Below are 23,482 nucleotides of genomic sequence, written 5' to 3'. Positions count from 1 at the left end.
TGGTATTCAGCCAATCTGGATCAAGAACTGGCCCCAGCAAATGCCAGCAAAAACCGTAAAAGGGCGGCCCCAACGGGTCGCCCTTTTACAAATGAGCACTAGTGCATTCCCATCAAGGGCTGGAACTGAGCTGAACTAAACCCGATCGCGATCAAGCCGATCTCGTCTTGATCGCGTTCGACTCAGAGTTACTCAGCCCCTTGACCCACCAGCTCGCGGGTTTCAGCGGGTGGCGCACCGGCCGTCACGTCCACCTTCACGTTGCGGTCTTCGTCGAGGTCGATCGTGGCCGTGTCGCCGTCCTTGATCCGGCCGGAGAGGATTTCCTCCGCCAGCACGTCTTCCAGCAGGCGCATAATTGCCCGACGCAGTGGCCGCGCCCCGTAGCTGGGGTTGAAGCCCTCTTCGATCAACCGTTCGCGGAACTTGTCGGTTACCGCCAGGGTGATGCCGCGCTCGGTCAAGCGGGCAAACACTTCCTTGAGCAGGATTTCGGCGATTTCCTTCACCTCGTCCTTGCTCAGTTGGCGGAAGACGATGATTTCGTCCAGGCGGTTCAGGAACTCGGGGCGGAAGTAGTTCTTCAGCTCCTCGTTCACCAGGGACTTGATCCGGTTGTACTGCGACTCGGCTTGGTCTTCGCCAAACTCGAAGCCCAGACCGCCGCCACCCTTTTCAATCACCTTGGAACCGATGTTCGAGGTGAGGATGATCAAAGTGTTCTTGAAGTCCACCGTGCGGCCCTTGGCATCGGTCAAGCGACCATCTTCCAGGATTTGCAGCAGCATGTTGAACACATCGGGGTGGGCCTTTTCGATTTCGTCGAACAGCACCACGGTGTAGGGGCGACGACGCACGGCTTCCGTCAGTTGACCGCCTTCGTTGTAGCCCACATAGCCCGGAGGCGAACCGATCAGTTTCGAGACCGTGTGCCGCTCCATGTATTCCGACATGTCGAGGCGGATCATCGCTTCCTCGGAGCCGAAGAAGTAGGCCGCCAAGGCCTTGGTCAGCTCGGTTTTCCCAACCCCGGTGGGGCCAGAGAAGATGAAGCTGGCGATCGGGCGGTTGGGGTTCTTCAGACCCACGCGGGCCCGGCGGATGGCGCGAGACACGGCCTTCACCGCTTCGTCTTGGCCGATCAGCCGCTGGTGCAACACGTCTTCCATGTGCAGCAGCTTTTCGGATTCGGACTCGGTGAGCTTGTTCACCGGCACACCCGTCCAGGAGGCGACGATTTGGGCGATGTCCTCCTCGTCCACCACCGGTTGCAGCGGATCATCGGCCCGCTCTTCCGATTTCTTGGTTTGGGCGATGTTGCGGATTTGCTGCTTAATTTCCATTTCCTTGTCGCGCAGCTCGCCGGCCTTGTCAAAGTCCTGCGATCGCACGGCTTCGTCCTTTTGCTTGAGGACTTCCCGCAGCTCCTTGTCCAACTCCTTGGCAGCCGGAGGCAGTTGGGAATTCAGCAAGCGCACCCGCGATCCCGCTTCGTCGATCAAGTCGATCGCCTTGTCGGGCAAGTAACGATCGCTGATGTAGCGATCGGAAAGCTTGGCCGCCGCCTCTAGCGCTTCATCGGAAATCTTCAGCTTGTGGTGTTGCTCGTAGCGCTCCCGCAGACCGCGCAGAATCTCGATCGTTTCGTCCACGGTCGGCTCACCCACCATCACCGGCTGGAAGCGCCGCTCCAGGGCCGCATCCCGCTCGATGTGCTTGCGGTACTCATCCAGGGTCGTGGCTCCGATGCACTGCAATTCGCCCCGTGCGAGGGCTGGCTTCAGTATGTTGGCGGCATCGATCGCCCCTTCCGCAGCACCCGCGCCAATCAGGGTATGGACTTCATCGATCACCAGGATCACGTTACCGGCCTGGCGAATCTCATCCATGATCTTCTTCAGGCGCTCTTCAAACTCCCCGCGATACTTGGTACCGGCCACCAACAGACCGATATCCAGCGTCACGACCCGTTTGTCTTCCAGGATGTCCGGCACATCGCCATTGGCAATCCGTTGGGCCAATCCTTCGGCGATCGCGGTTTTACCCACGCCCGGCTCCCCGATCAACACCGGGTTATTTTTGGTGCGGCGACCCAAAATCTGAATCACCCGCTCAATTTCCTTCTGGCGACCCACCACCGGATCCAACTTGCCTTCAGCAGCCTGTTGGGTCAGGTTAGCCCCAAACTCATCCAGGGTTGGGGTCTTGGTGCGGCCTTGGGAGCCACCGGCAGTCACTTCCGCCGTTTCGCCCAACATCCGAATCACTTGGGTGCGCACCTTCGACAGGTCAACGCCCAGATTTTCCAGCACTCGGGCCGCGACCCCTTCTCCTTCGCGGATCAGGCCCAGCAGCAGGTGCTCTGTGCCGATGTAGTTGTGACCCAGTTGGCGGGCCTCTTCGAGCGACAGTTCCAGAACCCGCTTGGCCCGGGGCGTGAAGGGAATTTCCACAGCCACGAAGCCGGAGCCGCGACCGATAATTTTTTCGACCTCAATCCGAGCGTCCTTGAGGTTGACACCCATGGATTTCAGGACTTTGGCGGCTACACCAGTGCCTTCGCCAATGAGTCCGAGAAGGATTTGCTCAGTGCCCACGAAGTTATGACCCAGGCGGCGGGCCTCTTCTTGGGCGAGCATGATCACCTTAATGGCTTTCTCAGTGAAGCGTTCAAACATTGGCGGTTCCCTATCACCTGCGAAGTGCTGGCAAATCTGATTTTAACACGCGCGGTTTGGGCAGTTTGGGGCTGACCTGGCCGGCAATTGGGGGGCGATCGGGCGGTTTCCCCAACTCGATCGGCTTCCCCTTGGCAAGCTCAAGAACTCGAGAAATTGCCATGAACTTTCGGGGGATTTTGTTCCCCGATGGGGTAGGGGGGGATCAAGCCTTTTGGGCGATCCTGGGGGATGGATTGATGAATGCTTTTAGGATTTTTAAAGAACGTTTGGGTTGAAAATCGGGTCTTGGGATTGCTGATGGCAAGGGCCAGCGGCAAAACGGCCCGATCGGGAGTGAAACATGGGCCAGCTCAAGGGTTAGCCAGAATTTGGCAGACCCCCATTGAGCCAGTGGACTGGGGTGAATCCCAAAAATTGGGTGAACCTGTTGGGCAGGATTGAAAGATAGGTTTTTAATCTAGCGCATGGCTTGGGGGGCTGCCGACCCCGGCGGTTGGGGGCACAATCTCTCCCCACCACTGCCATTGATGTTGCGCCAGTCGATCGCTCAGGTCAGCAGCGGTGCGATCGAGCTGTTGAGCAAACTGGGGCCAATCCAACTTGCCTAACCACAGGATCGCCGCATCTTCGCCATCGGCGTAGTAGCGTTTGCGACGGCCGGCCTCCTGGAAGCCAAATTTTTCGTAAAGCGAGAGGGCGGCTTGGTTGCTGGGTCGCACTTCAAGGGTGGCGCGTTTCATTTCCCGTTGCCGCGCCAAGCTCAACAGGCCCCACAGCAGGGTTTGGCCCAAGCTCTGTCGCTGCCACTCGGGCCGCAGGGCGATCGCCGTGATGTGGCACTCGTCAACGATCGCCCAGGCGCAACCAAACCCGATCAGTTGTCCTTGCGGATCGATCGCCCCGAGCAAATCACTATTCGGGCTATCCAGTTCCCGGCGATAGGTGTCGGCGCTCCACAGACCACCCAAGGCTATCTGGTCGATCGCCACCAATTGATCGAGATAGTCATGATCCAACAACTGCAAACGGAGCGATCGCATAAATCCAAAACCCTATAATCCAGCAAGAATAAATGAATTTTGGTTGGTGATAGGCAAATGATTCGTTATCAACTTATACAGGCAAATGGGCAGTGGTGTTTTGTCAATGAATCTGAATTAGAAAACTTTGTTTGGGAAAATCTCCAGACAGCCTTAGGACTAACACCCATCAAGCGGCAATTTTCATTAGGAGGACAATTCATCGATATCTTGGCAGTTGATGAAGAACGGAACTTAGCTATTATTGAACTCAAAAACACAGAAGATCGACACATCATTCAACAACTAACTCGCTATTACGACTTGATTATCAGTTCTGATGAAGTGCTGCCTGAGTTTTCTGGAGACAAGAAAATTCGCCTGATTGGTATCTTGCCCAATATTCATCCATTCAATGAATTAGATTGTAAGTACCACAGATTGGAATTTGAATTGCTTGAATTCTCTATCATTGCAGAAAATGAAAAATTTTATTGGAATTTGGAAGCATTGGATAAGAAGATTCTAATTGCTGCCTGGACTAAAGAGACAGAATTAACCATTGAACCGCCTTCGCAGTCACTAATTAAGTTAATGAATAAAAATTGCCAAGAAAATAAGATTGCACAATTGCTCCACATCAGAGAATTTTTACTCTCATTTGATCCCAGAATGAAAGAAATTCAAGAAAAGGGGAGCTTAATGTATGGCAATACCAAATCGAAAGTATGTGCCGAGTTGCATATTAAGTCTAAAAGAGGTTCTGGAGGCTTATTACTCCTTAAATTGCCAGACCGTACCTGCTTTTCCAGGGATCGGCTAAGACTATTTATTGTTTTTGAAGATGGGACGAAATTTACGAATATATATTGGGTAGGAACAATGAATTTCAGTGGTGGCTTATCCTTTGAGCAAATGGTTCAATGGCTTGGAGACATTGCAGAATCAGGAAATACAGAAGCTCAAGTTGCCTATAATCGTTATCAAGAAGTGATTGCTGCTGGAAAAACCTTGAAATCCTTAATTCAGGTAGCGATTACCTACTGGCAAGAACGCTTATAAAATTAATGGTCGTGAAATCAACTTAAAATGCTGTGATGCTGAGGACTAGAGATAATGCTTCAAGCTCAGTTGTTAGAGGTTCAGGATTATTCCAGTTTGTACCGGTTCAGTGTGGCTGACTATCAGCGCCTCTATGAAGCGGGAATTTTGGCGGACGATCGACGGACGGAATTGATTGCAGGAAATATTGTTGAAATGTCGCCTATTGGAAAGCGCCATGCTGCTTGTGTGAATCGGTTAGTGCATTTGTTGACGGCGCAACTTCAGGGACAGGCGATCGTCAGTGTGCAAAATTCGGTGCAGATGACCGACTCATTTCCCCAACCGGATATTGCAGTGCTGCGATGGCGATCGAACTTCTATGAAGATGGCTATCCAACTCCCGCTGATGTTCAGTTGCTAATTGAAGTTGCTGACAGCACCGCTCGATACGATCGCCAGGTCAAAGGCGCACTCTATGCCCGCGAGGCGATCGGGGACTATTGGTTAGTAGACTTGGAGCAGCGCCACTTAGAAGTTTATCGATCGCCCCGTGCTGATGGCTATGGCGATCGGCTGATCTTGCAACCTGGTGAGACGATCACCCCAATCTCCTTTCCCGATCGAATTATTGCCGTTGAGCAATGTTTTGCAGCCTTGTCTAGCCCTTGATTGGCAGTTGAATCAAAAACTCAGTTCCCTGTCCTAATTCTGACTGAACTGTCAAACTGCCGCCATGTTTTTTCTCGACAATTTGGCGGGCGATCGTTAGCCCTAATCCCGTCCCCTTGCCCACGCCCTTTGTGGTAAACAAATGGTCAAAGATCTTGGCTTGCACCTCTTCGCTAATGCCCTTGCCATTATCCCGAATTGAAATCTGCACTTGATCACCAACAACAGTTGTACTGATTGTGATGATTTGGGGATGTGCTTCTAATTCCTTGAACGATCGACCCTGCACCATTTCATCAAACACATCGATCGCATTGGCCAGGATATTCATAAATACCTGGTTGATTTGTCCTGGGAAACAATCAACTTCTGGTATGTCTCCGTAGTCAGTTTTGACTTCGATGGCAGGCCGAAACTGATTTGCCTTGAGTCGATATTTCAAAATCAACACCGTGCTGTTAATGCCCTCATGCAAATTGGCACTGACCTTATATTCTGTGTCGGCACGAGAGAAAATGCGAAGGCTGGTGCTGATTGATTTGATTCGATCGGTTGCTCCCTGCATTGAGTTCAGCAACTGGGGTAAATCTTCGCAGATATATTCCAAGTCAATGTCTTCAGCGTGATCTTGAATGGGAATAACTGGATTGGGATAATGTTGCTGATAAAGCGCCAAATGTGCCAATAGGTCTTTAACGTGATCCTTGCCATTGTTAATGCTGCCATTGAGAAAGCCGATCGGGTTGTTAACTTCGTGAGCTACCCCTGCCACGAGGTTGCCAAGAGAAGCCATTTTCTCGCTCTGCACCATTTGCAATTGGGACTGCTCCAATTGTTGCGCATAGGTTTGAGATTGTTGGTAAAGTCGAGCATTTTCCAAAGAAATGGCGGCTTGGCTGCAAAGAAATTTCAAAATAGTGATTCGATCGCTGGTAAACACGCCACTGGTTGATCGATTTTCCAGGTATAAAATAGACCGCACATTTCCTTGGTTAAGAATTGGCAAACACAAGACACTCTTGGGTTGATAGCAGTTTAGATAATCACCAATGACGGGTAAATCAGTATCAAGATCATTGACAACAACCGTCACTGCCCTGTTTTTGACATATTGAATCAGCTTGATCGGAATGTCGGGGTTATCGTCTAAGGGAGTCGATTGCAATGTCACCTGCTCTGGGTTGGCCATCACTCTCACCTGCCATCGATCGCCCTCCCAAAGGATTAAGGCACATCGATCGGCTCCCGAGTTTTTCAACATCGTCTGAGCTAGGGTTTGCAGCAATTCATCTAGGGCGATCGTGCTGACCAGATTTTGAGAGACCTGTAGCAGGGCAGTAAAATCAAGCATTTGGTTAATGCTGCCGCTAGAACTTCCATGCGGAGTGGCGCGTGGTGAATCAGCAGGATTTGTGATCGTCGCTAAGGTTTCTAAAAGGGCGAAGGGTTGATTAGCTGCTTGCAGAATCGGTTGTAGTAATTGGGCGTAGCGTTGCTCTAAATCAATCACTTTGGCTTTCGCTCCCCAGCGAGCATAGCCATAGTAGGCTTCCTGCATATAGCTGGCGGCGATTTTCTCCTTACCCCAATCGAGATAAAATTGCGCGGCCAGTTCATATGCTAAAGCTTCTTCTTGAATGAAACCATTAACCTTAGCACCCGAAATCGCCCGCTCATAGCCATTAATTGCCTCCAAGAAATTGCCCAAAAATCGATGTTTTTCTGCTGTCAGCAGATCCAGTTTATGCTGGTAATTCATCGGGGCATTCTCTGCCCAAGTTGATAGGCTGCTGTGGTGCTGTTCCACCAAGGCGAGTAGCTCTAATCGCTCATTTTCGGGCTTGCCGATCGCGACTGCCAAACAGGTTAACCCTCCATAAAAATGGATGGCGGGAATATGCAACATTCCGACGATGTTATCTAGATACTGCTTGACTTCATTGAGATATTCAAGAGCAAGCCCATAATCACCAAACAAATAGGCCAAGATCAATTTGTAGGTGTAAGCAATCCCAAGATCAGTTAGTTGCTGATTTTGAAGATGTTTCGGAAAAATTTTCGTCTCGTCATAACGATCGCCAATCAAGAGAGCGGGCTGGCGGTGTGTGACCAACAATCGTTCAAGAAACTCACTCGTCATCTGCAAGTATGCTAGAGCGTTATCTTGCTTTGACGAAGCAATAGCAGAACAGAATTGATCAACCTCGGCTTGCAGTCCAGATAATTCCTTGCCGCCATAGAAATAAGCATAAAAATAATGGGCTAAACAATAGCCTAAATATAAAAAGTCACCGGCTTCTATACCAGTTAAATATCCCTGCTTGAGCAAAGCAGCCATGGAAGTCATTGATTCTTTCTGGTGCTGAACACAGGCAGCAAAGAAAAGAATGCTCAGGCACTTGTATGCTTTTGTATTGAGCCGATCAATTAGGGTTAAGGACATTTTTCCCAAGCGATAGCCCCGATCGACCTGACCTAAGCCCGTGGCTAAAACTAAGCCGTAAGTCGTATAACCAACACTTGAGACAGGCGTGTTACCAAACTGGAGCGACAAACTCACAATTTTTGCACAAACAAAGGGCAAAAATGTGGGCTTCGCAATAAATACCATGGGCATAATCATGCCCAGCAATTCCATGGCGGCAATGGTCTTTGGGTCAGTCATCACCGGCAAATTGACCAAATCCTCAATGACCGTTCCCTCTAGCTCGGTTTCCACAGTTTGCAAGGTTTGGGCGATGAGGCTTGGTGTGATGTCGTCGGGAAACTGAACTCCCAATTCAGTGATAGCTTGGGCAGCAATGGCGATCGCCTCTGCCAATTGATTTTGAGCCGTCAACACCCTGACTTGCACCATATAAACAGGCACTTTATCCAAGACGGTTTGAGCTTGCTCTAAAACCTGTTGAACTTGGGCGATCGCCCCCTCAAAATCAGCCTTTAAACAGGCCACATCCGCCGCCATTTGATGGAGTTTTAAGCTCAATTCATACTGGTTTTGCCAAGGCTCTTCTGAAAGTAGCTCCAGCCCGATCGTCACGAGGTCTTGAGCCGCACCGTAAGCCGTTGCCTTTTTCGCCTTGTCGATGGCAGCAAGATTCAGTCGAATCAATGCCTCTCGTTCCTTTTGCTGACTTAATAGCCCATGCCCCAAATTCAAATGCCCAACAATATCAAATAGCTTCTCCTCGCGCTCTGCTGCCGACAAGCGGTTTTGGAGTAACTGACCCATCTTCAGGTGAGTCACCTGTTTTTGATCTTCAGGAATCAGGGAATAAGCAGCCTGTTGCACTCGGTCATGGAAAAAACGGTATTGAATTTGCCCAGAAATCTCTTCGCTCCAGGCTTGATCGACCTGGGACGAATCACGATCCGCATAAAACTTATAAATCTTGCCCTCTGGCAAAATTAGCCCCTCTTGCAGTGCTGGCCATAGGGCTGAAGCCGCTTGAATTTCGCTTTGTTCTGAAACAATCGCCAAGGTCTTGAGGTCAAACTTAGCCCCAACACAAGCGGCAAACTTCAGTTGTTCTTGGGTGACCATGGGCAACTTTTGGAGCTGCAAGGCCATGAACTCCACCACATCATCCGTTAAGGCTGCGTCCTGTACTGGTACTAAGTCGCATTGCCAGTGACCCGCCTCCCGATCGAAGGTAATGAGACTGTCTTGGTGTAGTGCTTTGAGGAATTGGGTCGCAAAGAATGGGTTGCCCTGGGTTTTTTGCATCACCAGATGGGTCAAGGGCTGCACTTTGCTGTTTGAGGTTCGGAAAGTATCAGCAATTAACTGGTTGAGACTCTCCGCACTTAAGGGGCCGAGGATGAGGGTTGCTAGGGAAACATGGGCCTCTTCTAAGGCTTTTACTGTGATTAAAAAGGGATGGCCGGGCAACACTTCATTATCTCGATAGGCTCCCAAAACCAAGAGACATTGAGCATGGGAGCGAGCCTCTGTTAACAGATTTTGCATCAACCCCAAAGAAGTTGAATCAGCCCATTGCAGATCATCGATAAAAATGACGAGGGGGTGATCTGATTTTGCAAAAACTTGAATGAAATTTTGAAATAAGTGGTTAAAACGATTTTGGGCAGCTTCACCAGAAAGCTCTGGAGCGGGTGGCTGCGGCCCAATAACTTGTTCCAGCTCAGGAATGAGATCGATCAGAATTTGACCATTGCTGCCCACGGCTTCCAGGATATGGGTCTTCCATTGGGCTAATTGCGCATCAGATTCTGACAAAAGCTGTCCCATCAGGTCGCGCAATGCTTGTACAAACGCAAAGAGGGGAATACTGCGATTGAATTGATCAAATTTGCCCTTAATGAAATAGCCTTTTTTCTGAGTAATGGGCTTGTGAACTTCATTAACAACAGCGGTTTTGCCAATTCCAGAGAATCCCGCCACTAGCATCAATTCTGAACGGCCTTGAGCAACCCGATCAAAGGCTTTCAGGAGTGCTTGAACTTCCGTTTCGCGGCCATAGAGTTTTTCAGGAATCAGGAAGCGATCGCTTAAATCCCGTTGACCCAATTCAAAATCAGCAACAGTGCCTGTGTCCTGCCACTGGTTCAAGCATTGTTGTAAATCATGTTTGAGTCCCAGGGCACTTTGATATCGATCCTCAGCATTTTTGGCAATCAATTTAGCAACGATCGCCCCCACGATGGCTGGAATAGCTGGATTGATTTGCTCAACGGGTGTGGGTACTTTGGCAATATGACAATGCACCAGCTCCATTGGATCCTCTGACTCAAAGGGCAACTGGCCACTGAATAATTGATATAAGGTCACACCCAAGGCATAAAAATCAGCGCGATAGTCAATCCCCCGGTTCATGCGTCCGGTTTGCTCCGGTGCAAGATAAGTCAGGGTTCCTTCAAGAACATTCGGATTTTGAATTTCCTGTGTCTCTTTGGGCAATAGGGACGCGATGCTAAAGTCAATGAGTTTGACTTGCTTGGATTCTGGATGAATTAGAATATTGGCCGGCTTAATATCTTTATGAATGACTCGTTGCTGATGCAGGCTATGCAGAATGGTGGTTAGTTGCAGGGCAATGTTGAGCACATCACCTAAGCTGAGTTGTTGTTGCTGACAATATTGCTGAAGAGAAATGCTGCCACAGTCTTCCATGATCAGGGCATAGCTATTGCCGATCGGCTCCAAATCTAAAGGCTGCACAATGCCTGGAACATCAAGATTTTGAGTGATGGCGTATTGATTTCGGAATTGAATTAATTCGCTAAAGGTGGGATAGCTTGAATGCAGCGCTTTTAGAATTACTAGTCGCTGACTATCGTGCTGGATGGCGCGATAAACGGATGTGCGTGACCCACGGTGAATTTGTTCAACAATTCTATAGCCAGGAACTTCAGGAAAAGAATTGATTGAAGAAGCATTCAGTGGAGACATCTAAATTAATCCGTGATGAAGCGTTGATAGAGTTGAAATTGATCGTGTTTTCATCAACTCAGACATCTAGCTTAGCAATTTCTTTTGGTCAGGTGTCAATCTTAATGTTTGTGCTGAGGGTGATGACGATCACCTGATTTTGTAACCTAGTGAACCGATCGCCTTTTTTGATCGCCTTTTTTTGATCGTATGGTTGCTGTTACGCATGGTTTTGCTGCCCATTCTCACGCATTAAAAAAGCTTGGGCGATCGCCCCTGATGGTTTCTAGAATGGGAACCGTAGCCTTGGGAGTTGGCGGCAATGGTGCGATTGGCGCGGTGGCAGTGGGTGGTGTTGGCGCTGCCGTTGGTGACGATAGTGGGGGTGGTGCTGTGGGCGGCCGGCTCCCAGTTGCACGCTTGGGGCTTGAGTTGGATTTGGGGACTGTTTACCCTGATGCTGGTGGGCTGGCGCTGGTTGCTGGTGCGCTGGACAAAATCCATGGTGGGGCAAGTGGAAGCGGCGATCGCCTCGGCGGGGCTGGCGGACTGGGAACAGCGGGGCGATCACGTTGCTGTGCCGGTGAATGAAGGTGCGTTGGCGCGGGCGGAAGTGGCCTTAACGGAACTGTTGCAAGCTGCCCAAAACGACCCGGCCCCTTGGGAAAATTGGGATCAGTTTTGGCAGCGTTGTTTGAGCTTAACGACGGCGGTGGCTCGGGCCTATTACCCGGAGGCTAGCTATCCCTTACTCAGTATTTATGTGCCCCAAGCCTATCGATTGATGCGGGGGACGGTGGATGATTTGGATCGCTGGATGCAGCAACTGGAGCCGGTTTTGGGCCAGGTGACCGTGGGCCAAGCCTACGAGACCTATACGCTGTATCAAAAGCTGGAGCCTTCCATGCGCAAGGCATTTCGGGCTTGGCAGTGGGCCCAGTGGTTTTTGAATCCGGTGGCGGCGGCGGCTCGAACGATCACCCAAGGCTCCAGCACTCGGGCCGATCGCGCCCTGTTGGCGAATTTGGGGCAAGTGTTGCGGGAAACGGCTTTGCGGAATTTGGCGCGCCAGGCGATCGCCCTGTACGGTGGGGCCGGGTTGCCGCCGGAAAATTTTGCCCCGATCGCCTCACCCATTCCCCAGGCCCAAACCGAAACCCTGCAAGCCTTGATTGCCCAAGCGGAACCGGAAGAGGCGATCGCCACCGCCGTGGTGAATGTGTTGTTGCTGGGGCGAACGGGGGCCGGCAAAAGCAGCCTGGTGAATGGGCTGTTTGCGGCGGAGTTGGCGGAAACGGATGTGTTGCCCAACACCGATCGGGTGGTGAGCTATGAGTGGGTGGCCGCCACGGGCGATCGGTTGCGGCTGTGGGACTCACCGGGCTATGAACAGGCGGGTAACCCAACGGCCGGAGAGCGGGCCCGGGCGGCCGCTCGGGCCGCAGACGTGATCCTGTTGGTGACTCCAGCGCTGGATCCGGCGCTACAGATGGATTTGGACTGCTTGCGAGATTTGCAGGCTGCTGGGGTAACAGCCCCGGTGATTGGGGTCATTTCCCAGGTGGATCGCTTGCGGCCCCTGCGGGAGTGGCAACCGCCCTACGACTGGTTGGGGGGCGATCGACCCAAGGAGCAATCGATGCGGGAAGCGGTGCAATATCGCGCCGAGCTGCTGGGGGCCCATTGCGATCAATTCTTGCCTGTGGTGTTGGGAGAGCGGGGGCCTTGGGGGCTGGAAACCCTTTCCCTGGCATTACTAGAGGCGATCGGCCCAGCCCAGGAACTTCGCTTGGCCCGCTTCCTGCGCGATCGGGAAGCCCGCGCCACGGCCGCCGCTCGCATCATCGATCAATATGTGTTCCAAATGTCCACCGCCCAAGGGCTGGCCCTGTTTCTCAAAAGCCCCGTTCTGCAACTCATTTCGCGGGTGATGACCGGCTCTCCAACCTTGGCCTATCTGTTGGCCGAGCGCATCCCAATCGAGCAATTGCCCCTGGTGGTTGGTAAATTGCAATTGGCCTACGACCTGTTTAGCCTACTGCAACCAACAGCCAGCTTGGACGGCGAAGCGCGATCGCGCAACTTAGATTGGCTGTCCCTGTGGCCGCTGGTGACCGACAACGGTCAGCCACCGGAGCGGGAAGCCTGGGCCTTGGGCCATGCCTTGGTGGAACATTGGAGCCAAGAAACCCCGGCTAATACCCTGCGCGATCGGGTGCAGTTCTATCGCCAAGCGCGATTGGTCTAGGCAAAATCAGTTTAGAACCGCTGGAACGGGCGATCGCCGCCGATGAATCTCCATGGCGAAGGAACGCGCCTTGACCCGAACGGAGTTGAAATTTCGCGCTAATCGCATCTCTGCTGATTTTTGGCGAAAAATTGAGCAAAATCATTCCAGAACTTTAACGCACCACTGATCGGCAGCTAAGGTGGGGAATTAATTTGTGATGATGCATTATCGAAACTTTAACTACAAATATCACAAATTTACGGCGGCCATTCGGATCATCCGTTAACATTGGAGAAGACCTGGTGCTATTTGCACATTTTTCAACTCAAATTTAAAGTTCTAATACGTTGGTACTCTTTATAAATATTCAATCCAATGCAGATATTCATAATTATGGTCTGTCTTGGGCTGATTGTTTGATGTTTAGTGTTTGGATAGCTTGCTAAGAGTTATCCCTAAGTAGATGTCTGAAAAGCCATAGCTACTCCTTTCAGGTGTCATCGCAGATAAGGGGCTTAAGCTCCTTGCCTTCGTGATGATTCATGCTTGGCAAATAATCCAAGACGCTTTTCAGACATCGACTCAGCAAGATTGCTAATTTTCCTTCCATTCAACAACTGACTGTTATGTCAAACCAGTTTCTTGGCATCACTGAAAAACTCAGTTTCCTGATTCAGCAAACCCCCTTAGCGCTGATTGAATGGAACCAAGATTTCTGTGTCATTAGTTGGAACCCGGCTGCCGAAAAAATCTTTGGCTATTCTGCGGAAGAAATTTATCTACAACCGGTTAGCCGTATCGTGTCGCCAACCGTGCAAACCGAAATTAAGCCGCTGATGGTAGCCCTCTTACAGGAGCGAAAAACGGTTGTTTGTCAAAATGAGAATATCTGCAAAGACGGCAGTGTCATTATTTGTGAATGGATTAACACGCCGGTTTTTGATGACCAAGATCAGATGCTATCCATTTACTCGATCGCCCAGAATGTGACCGATCGAGTGATGGCCGAACGACGCTTGCAAGAATCCGAGGCTCAGCTCTTAGAAAAGTCCACGACCCTCGAGCAGGTGGTGGAACAGCTTCAGCAAGCGCAAATTCAACTGGTACAAAGTGAAAAAATGTCGGCCCTGGGGAATTTGGTCGCCGGGGTGGCCCATGAAATTAATAATCCTTTGGGGTTTTTAAAGGGCAATATTCGCCCTGCATTGGAGCACCTGGAGGATCTGTTTGCCCTGTTGGATACCTATGCGGAACATCACCCCGATCCCCATCAGCAGGTGCAACAACTCATTGAAGAAGTGGATTTAGAATTCATTCGCCAGGACTTGCCCAAGCTTTTGGAGTCGATGAATCAGGGAATTGATCGCATTAAAACGATTAGTGATAGCTTAAGAACCTTCTCGCGCTTAGATAGTGAATATCCAGTTAGTTTTGATTTGCAAGATGGATTGGACAGCACAATTTTATTGTTAAAACATCGCCTGAAGTCCCATGATCATCGGCCCGCCATTCAGGTCATTAAAAACTATGGTGATGTGCCTGAAGTGGAATGCTTTGCCGGTCAACTGAATCAGGTGTTTATGAATTTGCTGGCTAACGCGATCGATGAACTGGATGAAGCTTGCCGCGATCGCCCTGTCCAGGCGCTCAGCGAAAATCCCCCCCAAATCATCATCACCACTGCCCTCTCGGCGGATCAAAAATCGGTTCACCTATCCATCCAGGACAATGGGCGCGGCATTGCTGAGGAGCTACAAAGCCAAATTTTTGAGCATTTATTTACAACTAAATTGGTGGGCAAAGGAACCGGCTTGGGCTTAACCCTGTCTCGACAAGTAATTGAAGAAAAGCATGGCGGTCGATTGTGGTTGGAGTCCCAGTTAGGGGCGGGTACAACCTTTATGATTGAGTTGCCGCTGGTTTGTGTAGACAGGAGTTAGGATTGAGCGTCACGGGTCAGGAAGTTGCATCGCTGCAACTTGGGATGCAACTGGAATCGATGCGGATGGCATCGATCGCCCTGTCGGTGGCGGGGAGTCGGCATCGGCGGGCGGCGGAACCTTGCCAAGATGCTAGTGGTTGGGCCTTGGGCGATCGGGCAGGATTTGCGGTGGTGGCCGACGGAGCTGGATCGGCCAGTGCCTCCGATCTGGGGGCCCAGGTGGCGGTGGAAACGGTTTTAACGTTGTTGCCTCGTTGGCAGCGGCGGCGATCGCCCCGATCGTTGGCGGATTGGTTGCCGTTGTTGCGGGCGGTGGTGCGGGCGGCTCGGTGGGCGGTCGATCGGGCCGCACGCGATCGGGATTTGGCCTTGCGAGAGTTGGCTTGCACCTTGGTGGTGACGGTGGCCTTACCAACGGGATTGGCGATCGGCCAAATTGGCGATGGGGCGGTGGTGATTCAAGATGCCCAGGGCAACTGGCAAACGCTCACGCAGCCGGAACAGGGAGAATTTGCCAACGAAACCCGATTTTTGCAGGAGCCAGGGGCCGCCCGATCGCCTCAGTTGGTCACTTGGCTTGGTGATTGGCAATCTCTCGCGCTCTTTTCCGATGGTTTGCAGCGCTTGGCCTTACAGGAACCCGATCAATCGCCTTTTCAGCCCTTTTTTCAGCCGTTGTTTCAGTTTTTAGCCCAAAGCCAAGATCTGACCGTCGTGATCGATCGGCTGCGGGCGTTTTTAGAGTCCGATCGAATCGCCCAGCGCACCGATGATGATGTCACACTAATTTTGGTTCAGCGTTTGGCTGATTGAACCGAAGCCTCATTCCAAAAACAATCCCAAAAGCAATCCCAAAAGCAATCCCAACAACACTCTCAACAACACTCTTAAAACTAGCTATGCAACCGGATTTGCCCCCCAACTCCAATCCTCCAACGGCTCCCCGATCGCCCGATCAGCTCCTGCAAGCAACCCAGTGGATCGTGCTGGGGGCCATTGCCCTGGCTTGGGTTGGCCCGGCCTTCAGCCCCAGCGCTGAACCCGTCCCCGAAACCCCCAAACCGGCGATCGAACAGGGGCGTTAGGGCGTGTTTGGTCGCAAAACCGGGGGGCAAGGCACGGATTTTCTGAGTCGTTGGGTCAGCGGCGTTGCGCCCACCGCTGGCGAGCCAGGGCCAAGGCGATCGCTGTGGAGTCGTTGGCAGCGATCGGCTCTGGCCTTGGGGGCTGGGGTGGTGATGGGGCTGGGGCCGGAGCCGGTGGGCTGGTGGCCGCTCCCCTGGGTGGCGATCGCCCCGCTGTGGTGGTTGCTGGCAAACCCAACGCTCAATTGGCGCGATCGACTCGGGTTGGGCTGGCTTTGGGGTTTGGGCTACAACCTCGTGGCGGTGTTTTGGCTCACGGGCCTACATCCCATGATGTGGCTGGGAGTGTCCTGGGCCACCAGCCTCACCATTGCCCTGGTGTGCTGGTTGGTGGCGGCCGGTTGGGCCGGGTCACAGGTCGCCTGCTGGGCGGTGGGGTTTGGGCTGCTACACCGCAAATTGGCGGGGCGATCGGCCGGCGGACGCTGGGCGCTGGGCCTGGCCCTGTGGTTGGTGACGGAATGGCTCTGGAACCAATCCCCCTTGGCTTGGACGGGATTGGGCCTGACCCAAGCGCCTCATAACTTAGCGATTTTGCACTTGGGCCAATTGTCGGGCCCCGCCCTGGTAACGGCGATGATTGTGGGGGTGAATGGAGCCTGGGCAGAAGCTTGGCTGACCCATCGGCGGCGTTGGTGGGCCGGGGCGATCGCGCTGTTGCTGTTGGGCCATGGCTTGGGGGCCGCCTTGGCTGCCCAACCCTTAGCCGATCGCCCCGCTGCGGCCCTGACGATCGGGGTAATCCAAGGCAACATTCCCAACGATCTGAAATTTGGCTCCGAAGGTTGGCGCAGGGCCCTCACGGGCTATCAACGGGGCTATGAAACTCTTGCAGAGGCGGGCGTTGACGGCGTGTTGATTCCCGAAACGGCCTTGCCAATGGTCTGGACAGCGGAGGCCACTCGCGATCGACGCAATGAATTCCTGTCGGCAGTGCTCGATCGCGCTGTGCCTGTGTGGTTGGGCCTGTTTGCGCCCGATCGCCAGCAACCCGATCGCCTCACCAACAGCCTCATTTCCCTCGATCGCACCGGAAAAGCCGTGGGTCGCTATGACAAAGTGCGCCTTGTGCCCCTGGGGGAATATATTCCCTTCGAGTCTTTGATTGGCGGCTTGATCGATCGCCTATCGCCGCTGGACACCAAGTTGGCCCTCGGCCAGCCCAACCAGCGCCTCAATACTCCCTTTGGCCAGGCGATCGCCTTGATTTGCTATGACTCGGCCCATGCGGAATTGGCGCGATCGCAGGCGGCCAGCGGCGGGCAATTCATCCTCTCAGCAGCCAACAACGCCCATTACCGGCCCACGATGTTTGCCCAACACCACGCCCAAGACGTGATGCGGGCGATCGAAACCGATCGATGGGTGGCCCGCGCTGCCAACACCGGCTATTCCGCCTTCATCGATCCCCACGGAGTCACCCACTGGCGATCGCGCCCCAACGTCTACGAACTCCACGCCACCGAAATCTATCGCCGCACCCAGCAAACACCCTACGTCCGTTGGGGCGATTGGCTCACACCCCTGGCTGTTCCCTTGGCCTTGGCGGTGAGCTGGGGATTGCGGCGTGCTGGTTCATCCTTGCCCGATCGCTAGGGACAATTCGCCCAGCGGAGCCAGCAATTTCCCCTGTCCCAATCCTCTGTTCCAACCCCACAATCAGCGGGTTCATTGGGATCGGCTAAAAATTTGCCACATGATGAATAGTGTGAATCCCACATAGCCAATCACCGTGGCCCAATCCATCCAATGGTCGCCCATGGTTGACTCCGAAACAGGTTAGGAAGGTGGTCAGCAATTCAGGGGTTAGGATTAGCGCTTGATTAGCGCTTGACTAGCGCTTTTTATTTTTGCTCATCCACTCTTCAACAAAATTGGTATAAACTTCGCCGCCAATAAACTCTGGCGATTCCATGATTTTTTGGTGAAAACCAATCGTGGTGTTCACCCCGGTGATGGCACATTCGCGCAGGGCCCGCTTCATCCGGGCGATCGCACTGGAGCGATCAGGGCCCCAAACAATCAATTTGCCAATCAAAGAATCGTAGTAGACCGGAATTTCATAATCGGGATAAACGTGGGAATCGATCCGCACCCCCGGGCCACCCGGCGGCAAATAGGCCCCAATCCGACCGGGGCAAGGGCGGAAATTTTGATCGGGATCTTCCGCATTAATTCGACATTCGATCGCATGGCCGCGCAACTGTACCTGATCTTGGGTGAGGCGCAGTTTTTCCCCTTGGGCAATCCGCAACTGTTCAGCGATCAAATCCAGGCCGCAAACCATTTCCGTGACTGGATGTTCAACCTGAATGCGGGTGTTCATTTCCATAAAATAGAAATTGCTCGATCGATCCACCAGAAACTCCACCGTTCCTGCGCCCACATAGTCGATCGACTTGGCCGCTGCCACGGCCGCACTGCCCATCTTTTTTCGCAACTCCGGATTCAACACAGGGCTGGGCGCTTCTTCCAGGAGCTTTTGGTGGCGGCGCTGAATGGAACAATCCCGCTCACCCAGGTGGATCACGTTGCCATGGCTGTCGGCCAAAATTTGGAACTCAATGTGCCGCGGCCGTTCAATGAATTTCTCAATGTAGAGGCCCGGGTTGCCAAAGGCCGCTTCCGCTTCCCCTTGGGCCGCTTGGAATAGCTTGGGCAACTCTTCCGCACTGCGCACCAAACGCATTCCGCGACCGCCACCACCCGCCGTGGCCTTAATCATCACGGGATAGCCAATCTCATTGGCCAGCTCCAGGGCCGATTCTTCGTTTTGCACCAGTCCTTCGCTACCGGGAACCGTGGGCACGCCGGCCCGTTGCATGGTTTCCTTGGCGGTGGACTTGTCGCCCATGGCCCGAATCGCGGCCGGCGAGGGGCCAATGAAGGCAATTTGGTGATCGTTACAAATCTCGACAAATTTTGCGTTTTCTGCCAAAAAACCGTAACCCGGGTGAATGGCCGTGGCGTTGTGGGTCAGAGCGGCAGCGATGATGTTGGGAATGTTCAGATAGCTTTTGCTGCTGGCTGCGTCGCCGATGCAAACGGCTTCGTCGGCAAGCTGCACGTGCAGGGCTTGTCGATCGGCAGTGGAGTGAACAGCCACAGTGGAAATTCCCAGTTCTTCGCAGGCTCGGATTACCCGAACGGCGATTTCTCCACGGTTGGCAATCAGGACTTTTGAAAAGCGCATTGTCGTACGATCGCAGGTGGGGCGCGGTAGCCAATCCTATCATCGTGGGTGGCCTGCGGGCGATCGGGCGGCGGAGTCTGGGGAAATCGGGCCGAGGGTGGTGCTTGTGCTGGATCCTTTGGGATCTCGTCCAATCTCGGCTCAAGATTTGGCTCAATCAATATTTGGATTTGGCTCAGTATTTGGTGTTTGGCTCAAGATTTGGCTCGATGCTCGATACCGATTGAATTTGACACTGATTGAATTTGATTCAGTATCTAGCCCAATTCTTCGATCTTGGCTCCAGCACCATCCCAATCTGCATCCCGATGTGTATCCCGATCTGCATGAATCTGTTGATGAACCTCAGCCAAGGCTCAACAAAACGATCGAAGAATGCTATACTGCTACGGCTGGTTTGACGGGTAACAATAATTTGCCCCCAACATCCTCAGTTGGGTTCAGCAATACCCCCAAAAACTCACACCAGCATCATCAGTGAATCACCTGCGGATGTGGCGGAATTGGTATACGCGCACGTTTGAGGGGCGTGTGGCTTTGCCTTGCGGGTTCGAGTCCCGCCATCCGCATCGAATTCCAGATTGGACTTCATCCAGAGCACTTTGAAATCTGGCTTGAGCGTCCTCAGCTCATAACCTGCGACCGGATCATTGATTTTCAGTGATCCGGTTTTTCATGATCTCCGGCTCAGAGCTGTGGCTCAAGATTGCGACTCAGGCTCTCAACTCAGGCTCTCGATAGGATGAACGGGACTCTTCAATCGATCGAGACTCGCCGCGTCCTTAAATTCCAGAAATTCCAGGGGAGATGCTGAAAGCCGCATCACGAGGGCGGCGCTTCAGCCCCTTTTCTTTAGGTGAGTGTTAGGATCGAGAAAAGTTAAGAAATGCAAAGACCTTGACTGCTAGCGTTACTGATCGACAAGCGGATTTATCTGCACCTCAGCCCCCCGTCGATCGCCCCTCGATCGAGCTGGGATCCCATGGGGATTGGCATCGGCTGAAACCCACCTGGCAAGGGGATGAAACCGTTGTGCAGCAGGGCTTACCTCACCATTTTTTGGCTCCCCCTTGGCAAATGTTGTTGTTGGGAGATGGGTCACCCACTCGCCACCTGCAATTGCTGACGGGAGAACCAACCGAGGTGGATGTGATTGATATGTCGGTGGTGGGGCCGGCGGGGGATGGGGCCCCGGAGGCGATCGAAATGGTTCCGGGGCCGCGATTACGTCGCCAGGTTTGGTTACGGACGGCTTCCGGCCAGCGGTTGGCCTATGCCACGTCTTGGTGGGAAGCCAGCCATGTGGATGAGTATTTGCAAAATCGATCGCTACCCATCTGGGCCAGTCTGGCTCGGTTGCGCACGGAGCTTTACCGCGATGTGCGGGGAATTTGTTACGGACGATCGGCGGCCCTAGAGGCAGCGTTTGGAGAGTCGGGGCCGCTCTGGGGGCGACATTACCTGTTTTGGCATCGAAATCAGCCCCTCACGCTGATTTTTGAGGTCTTTTCCCCACATCTCCAGCGCTACTTGGGGCCGATCGCCCGCCAGTAGTGGCAATGATTGCAATGTAACGATCTCTAATGATCGATGGTGTTGGCCAGCTCGCGTGTGATGAAGGGCAGGTCGATCGCGTCGGTGGGGCAATGGTCAATCATGACGCTTAAGCCCGCGCCGCCCACTTTGGTGCGCAAATAGCCCAGCCCGATCGCCCCGCTCTCGGTGGCCACACAACTAGTGAGGGTTCCCACTTTCTGATCCGCTTGCAAAATCGGACAGGGGGTGGCGATCACCCGAGGCAGTCGAAATCCCCAAAGGTTTAGCTTCACGCCGTTGTAGGTGTTCAGGCGGGCGATCGTTTCTTGGCCGATGTAGCAGCCTTTGTTAAAGGAAACGGCTGTCCATAGCCCTGCTTCTAGAGGGTTGTAATCTTCCGTCAACTCATGGCCCACCGCCGGTCGCCCTTCGGTGATCCGCAACTGTTCCCAGGCCTGTTCGCCCAGGGGAACGGCTCCCGCTTGGGCGATCGCCTGCCACAGGTCACCGGCTCGATCGTCGCTCACCCACAGGGTATAGCCATCGGTGGCCAGACCGCTGCTCCGTTGCACCCGCACAGACACATCCTGAGCCAGGATCATGGTTTGGTGGGCAAAGGGTTCCAGAGCTGAAATGTCGTCAAGGGTCGCCCCCAACTGTTGCAAACAAAGGGCACTTTGGGGCCCCAAAAGGCTGAAAATCGCGAATTGACCGCTGATATCCGCGAGGGCGACCCGATCGGCGGGGAAGATGTAGCGATCGAGCCAGCGAAACAGGGTTTGCCCCATCCCCGGCGACACCAATAAATCCAGCGCTTCCGCCGTCACGGCCACCATGGCCAAGTCCAGGGTGCGAGCGGTGGAGGTCACCAACACGGTTTGGCAACCCTGGCCCGGTTGCAGAGTTTTGATGTTGGCGGTGCTTTGGTTATGTAAAAACAAGGCTCGATCGTCCCCCGTTAATTGCAACAGGGCCCAGTGCGATCGATCCACCAGGGCCACCCCCGTCGTGACCGCCGCGATCGCCGCCGGATCGTTGCCGAAATGGGCGGGCACTTGCCCCTCGGCCACGGCGGGATCCCATACTGCTCCCATCTGCTGTTGTGCGTCTTGCAGGGTTACCATCGTTCAGAACTGCTCTTGCTACGGTTTCAAAATTATGGCTGCCAGAGAGTTCAGTGGAGAGATAGGTCAATAGGGGCGGTTAAGCTGAGAAGCGATTAGGTTCCAAGAGCTTAATCCAGACATTTCAATCCAGAAACGGTTGGCTATGCCATTGAATCACCATCAAGAGCAGGAGTTGGGGCAACTGCCCGGTCAACCGCTGGATCAGGTGCTGGAGCCAGTGGGCAATCCAGCGTTAAATCAGGCGCTGGCGACTTTGGCGGATGGGGATTTTTATGAGCGCTGGCAGGCGATCGGGCAGCTCAAAACCATTGGCAAGTCTGCGATTCCGGCTCTGGTGGCGTTGCTGACTGATGAAGCGCTGGATTTAGAGCAATGCTGGTTTGTGGCCAGGGCCTTGGGAGAGTTTGACGACCCGGCGGCAGTGCAATCGCTGGTGAATCTGCTGTCGATCGCGCCGGATCCCTCCGTGCAGGCAGCGGCGATCGAGGCCTTGGGTAAATTGGCAGAGCGATCGCCCCAACTGCGAACGGCGGCGCTGGATTGTCTAAACCCTTACCTCACGGATCCAAATTGGGGGCCCTTGGTGATCAAGGCGATCGGGCAAATTGACCACCCCGACGCAATTAATGGCCTCCTGATTGGGGCCGCTTCTCCTCAGCCTCCCCTGCGGCGGGCCGCCTTGGAAGCCCTGGGCAGCTTGCCCCATCCCGCCTTGTTGCCCCACCTGCTGCAAGGAACTCAAGACTCGGAGGCCACAGTGCGGTTGGTGGCGGTGACGGCCTTGGGGGCCAAGCGTTGGGGCCACAGCCCAGTGGCCCAAGAAACCATCGCCCAAACCCTCACCCAACTGTTGAGCGATCCGGCGGCCTCGGTGGCGGAGGCGGCCGCCTTGGCCCTCAGCCACTGGGGCCATGAATCAGCGCGGGCCGCTTTGGTGGCGGCCTGGGAGCGGCGACAGTTACCACCAGCGTTGGTGGTGCGGCTGTTGGCCCAAATGGGATTGCCCTCGGCCTTAGCGGCCTTGGGAGAGCGGTTGCCCCAAGGTGAAACAGAGCTGTTGTTGGGGGGGATTGTGGCGATCGCCCAGCATCACAGTTCCGATCAAACCTATCAACGCCGGGTGGCTCATCTGCTGCTCGATTGGCTCGATCGGCCCCTGGCTCCCTTCACCGACGGGGCAGTTCAGGGGGCCTTAATTGAAGCCCTGGGTAATTTGCAAGTGGCGGCCGCGTTCGATCGACTGCTGCCCCGGTTGTGCGATCGGCCCGACCAGTCCCCGACCCTGGCCTTGCAAGTGTTGGCGGCACTGCGGCAAATCGACCCCCAACAGGGAGCCGATCGGCTCGCGGCTTGGATTGATCAGGCGGCGGCCCAGCAGGCAACCGTCACCGCCCGCCAAGGCCTTCAGGAATGGCAGGCGATCGCCCAAGCGGCCCAGGACGGAGCAACCATGCCGTTTGCTTAAAGCGTCGTTTGCTTAAAGCGTCGTTGGCTTAAAGCGTCG

Annotated in this window: 15 protein-coding genes and 1 tRNA gene; 11 read left to right on the top strand and 5 right to left on the bottom strand. The window is 53.6% G+C overall.

Going from position 1 to position 23,482, the window contains the following annotated elements; genetic code table 11:
* Positions 1-188: 188 nt before the first annotated feature.
* A complete protein-coding gene (locus ACZA91_RS04075) occupies positions 189-2,678 on the bottom strand; it encodes an ATP-dependent Clp protease ATP-binding subunit (RefSeq protein WP_199291434.1) in 2,490 nt (829 codons plus the stop codon).
* 455 nt (positions 2,679-3,133) lie between these two features.
* A complete protein-coding gene (rimI, locus tag ACZA91_RS04070) occupies positions 3,134-3,721 on the bottom strand; it encodes a ribosomal protein S18-alanine N-acetyltransferase (RefSeq protein ID WP_463184816.1) in 588 nt (195 codons plus the stop codon).
* 57 nt (positions 3,722-3,778) lie between these two features.
* Here rimI and ACZA91_RS04065 point away from each other — a divergent pair, with 57 nt between their 5' ends.
* Together ACZA91_RS04065 and ACZA91_RS04060 are read left to right on the top strand one after the other, a co-directional pair.
* Positions 3,779-4,762, top strand: coding sequence for an endonuclease NucS domain-containing protein (locus tag ACZA91_RS04065; protein WP_463184815.1), 984 nt, complete (start codon positions 3,779-3,781; stop codon positions 4,760-4,762).
* Positions 4,763-4,816: 54 nt separating this feature from the next.
* On the top strand, positions 4,817-5,413 hold the full coding sequence (locus ACZA91_RS04060) for a Uma2 family endonuclease (protein ID WP_463184813.1): 597 nt from the start codon (positions 4,817-4,819) through the stop codon (positions 5,411-5,413).
* On the opposite strand, the gene ACZA91_RS04055 is transcribed toward ACZA91_RS04060, so the two are convergent.
* A complete protein-coding gene (locus ACZA91_RS04055) occupies positions 5,403-10,826 on the bottom strand; it encodes a trifunctional serine/threonine-protein kinase/ATP-binding protein/sensor histidine kinase (RefSeq protein WP_463184811.1) in 5,424 nt (1,807 codons plus the stop codon). The two genes, ACZA91_RS04060 and ACZA91_RS04055, sit on opposite strands and share 11 nt — an antisense overlap.
* Positions 10,827-11,127: 301 nt before the next feature.
* Here ACZA91_RS04055 and ACZA91_RS04050 point away from each other — a divergent pair, with 301 nt between their 5' ends.
* From ACZA91_RS04050 to lnt, 5 genes are all read left to right on the top strand, one after another.
* Positions 11,128-13,053, top strand: a complete 1,926-nt coding sequence (locus ACZA91_RS04050) for a GTPase family protein (protein WP_463184809.1) — start codon at positions 11,128-11,130, stop codon at positions 13,051-13,053.
* A gap of 608 nt (positions 13,054-13,661) precedes the next feature.
* Positions 13,662-14,975, top strand: a complete 1,314-nt coding sequence (locus tag ACZA91_RS04045) for a PAS domain-containing sensor histidine kinase (RefSeq protein ID WP_463184808.1) — start codon at positions 13,662-13,664, stop codon at positions 14,973-14,975.
* Positions 14,976-15,019: 44 nt separating this feature from the next.
* On the top strand, positions 15,020-15,790 hold the full coding sequence (locus ACZA91_RS04040) for a PP2C family serine/threonine-protein phosphatase (RefSeq protein ID WP_463184806.1): 771 nt from the start codon (positions 15,020-15,022) through the stop codon (positions 15,788-15,790).
* Between the two features lie 86 nt (positions 15,791-15,876).
* Positions 15,877-16,062 carry a hypothetical protein gene (locus ACZA91_RS04035; protein WP_099531787.1) on the top strand — a complete coding sequence of 62 codons (186 nt, stop codon included), beginning with the start codon at positions 15,877-15,879 and terminating at the stop codon, positions 16,060-16,062.
* Positions 16,063-16,065: 3 nt separating this feature from the next.
* Positions 16,066-17,718 (top strand): apolipoprotein N-acyltransferase, encoded by a 1,653-nt coding sequence (gene lnt, locus ACZA91_RS04030; protein ID WP_463184804.1) that lies wholly within the window; start codon positions 16,066-16,068, stop codon positions 17,716-17,718.
* Positions 17,719-17,956: 238 nt separating this feature from the next.
* Here lnt and accC read toward each other — a convergent pair whose 3' ends face one another.
* Positions 17,957-19,315, bottom strand: coding sequence for an acetyl-CoA carboxylase biotin carboxylase subunit (accC, locus tag ACZA91_RS04025; protein WP_463184802.1), 1,359 nt, complete (start codon positions 19,313-19,315; stop codon positions 17,957-17,959).
* A gap of 97 nt (positions 19,316-19,412) precedes the next feature.
* On the opposite strand from accC, the gene ACZA91_RS04020 reads away from it, so the two are divergent.
* The 3 genes from ACZA91_RS04020 (at position 19,413) to ACZA91_RS04010 (ending at position 20,869) form a co-directional block, all read left to right on the top strand.
* Positions 19,413-19,796 carry a hypothetical protein gene (locus tag ACZA91_RS04020; RefSeq protein ID WP_463184801.1) on the top strand — a complete coding sequence of 128 codons (384 nt, stop codon included), beginning with the start codon at positions 19,413-19,415 and terminating at the stop codon, positions 19,794-19,796.
* A gap of 7 nt (positions 19,797-19,803) precedes the next feature.
* Positions 19,804-19,884 (top strand) — tRNA-Leu (locus tag ACZA91_RS04015).
* 397 nt (positions 19,885-20,281) lie between these two features.
* Entirely contained in the window at positions 20,282-20,869 is a 588-nt protein-coding gene (locus ACZA91_RS04010; RefSeq protein ID WP_099531852.1) for a chorismate lyase, read from the top strand.
* Between the two features lie 26 nt (positions 20,870-20,895).
* On the opposite strand, the gene ygfZ is transcribed toward ACZA91_RS04010, so the two are convergent.
* Positions 20,896-21,975, bottom strand: coding sequence for a CAF17-like 4Fe-4S cluster assembly/insertion protein YgfZ (gene ygfZ / locus ACZA91_RS04005; RefSeq protein WP_463184799.1), 1,080 nt, complete (start codon positions 21,973-21,975; stop codon positions 20,896-20,898).
* Between the two features lie 145 nt (positions 21,976-22,120).
* Between ygfZ and ACZA91_RS04000 the strand changes: the two genes are divergently transcribed.
* Entirely contained in the window at positions 22,121-23,443 is a 1,323-nt protein-coding gene (locus tag ACZA91_RS04000; RefSeq protein ID WP_463184797.1) for a HEAT repeat domain-containing protein, read from the top strand.
* Positions 23,444-23,482 lie beyond the last annotated feature (39 nt).

Source organism: Limnothrix sp. CMB-01 (assembly GCF_055193175.1).
The sequence above is the reverse complement of the archived record's forward strand: the minus strand, read 5'-3'. Positions and strand labels throughout refer to the sequence as shown.

What these genes read in the sequence shown, in the direction of transcription:
- ACZA91_RS04050 (WP_463184809.1), top strand. Translation starts at nt 11,128, where the DNA reads ATGGTGCGATTGGCGCGGTGGCAGTGGGTGGTGTTGGCGCTGCCGTTG.
- ACZA91_RS04035 (WP_099531787.1), top strand. Translation starts at nt 15,877, where the DNA reads ATGCAACCGGATTTGCCCCCCAACTCCAATCCTCCAACGGCTCCCCGA.
- ACZA91_RS04000 (WP_463184797.1), top strand. Translation starts at nt 22,121, where the DNA reads ATGCCATTGAATCACCATCAAGAGCAGGAGTTGGGGCAACTGCCCGGT.
- ACZA91_RS04055 (WP_463184811.1), bottom strand. Translation starts at nt 10,826, where the DNA reads ATGTCTCCACTGAATGCTTCTTCAATCAATTCTTTTCCTGAAGTTCCT.
- ygfZ (WP_463184799.1), bottom strand. Translation starts at nt 21,975, where the DNA reads ATGGTAACCCTGCAAGACGCACAACAGCAGATGGGAGCAGTATGGGAT.
- ACZA91_RS04060 (WP_463184813.1), top strand. Translation starts at nt 4,817, where the DNA reads ATGCTTCAAGCTCAGTTGTTAGAGGTTCAGGATTATTCCAGTTTGTAC.
- accC (WP_463184802.1), bottom strand. Translation starts at nt 19,315, where the DNA reads ATGCGCTTTTCAAAAGTCCTGATTGCCAACCGTGGAGAAATCGCCGTT.
- rimI (WP_463184816.1), bottom strand. Translation starts at nt 3,721, where the DNA reads ATGCGATCGCTCCGTTTGCAGTTGTTGGATCATGACTATCTCGATCAA.
- ACZA91_RS04040 (WP_463184806.1), top strand. Translation starts at nt 15,020, where the DNA reads ATGCAACTGGAATCGATGCGGATGGCATCGATCGCCCTGTCGGTGGCG.
- ACZA91_RS04065 (WP_463184815.1), top strand. Translation starts at nt 3,779, where the DNA reads ATGATTCGTTATCAACTTATACAGGCAAATGGGCAGTGGTGTTTTGTC.
- ACZA91_RS04075 (WP_199291434.1), bottom strand. Translation starts at nt 2,678, where the DNA reads ATGTTTGAACGCTTCACTGAGAAAGCCATTAAGGTGATCATGCTCGCC.
- ACZA91_RS04045 (WP_463184808.1), top strand. Translation starts at nt 13,662, where the DNA reads ATGTCAAACCAGTTTCTTGGCATCACTGAAAAACTCAGTTTCCTGATT.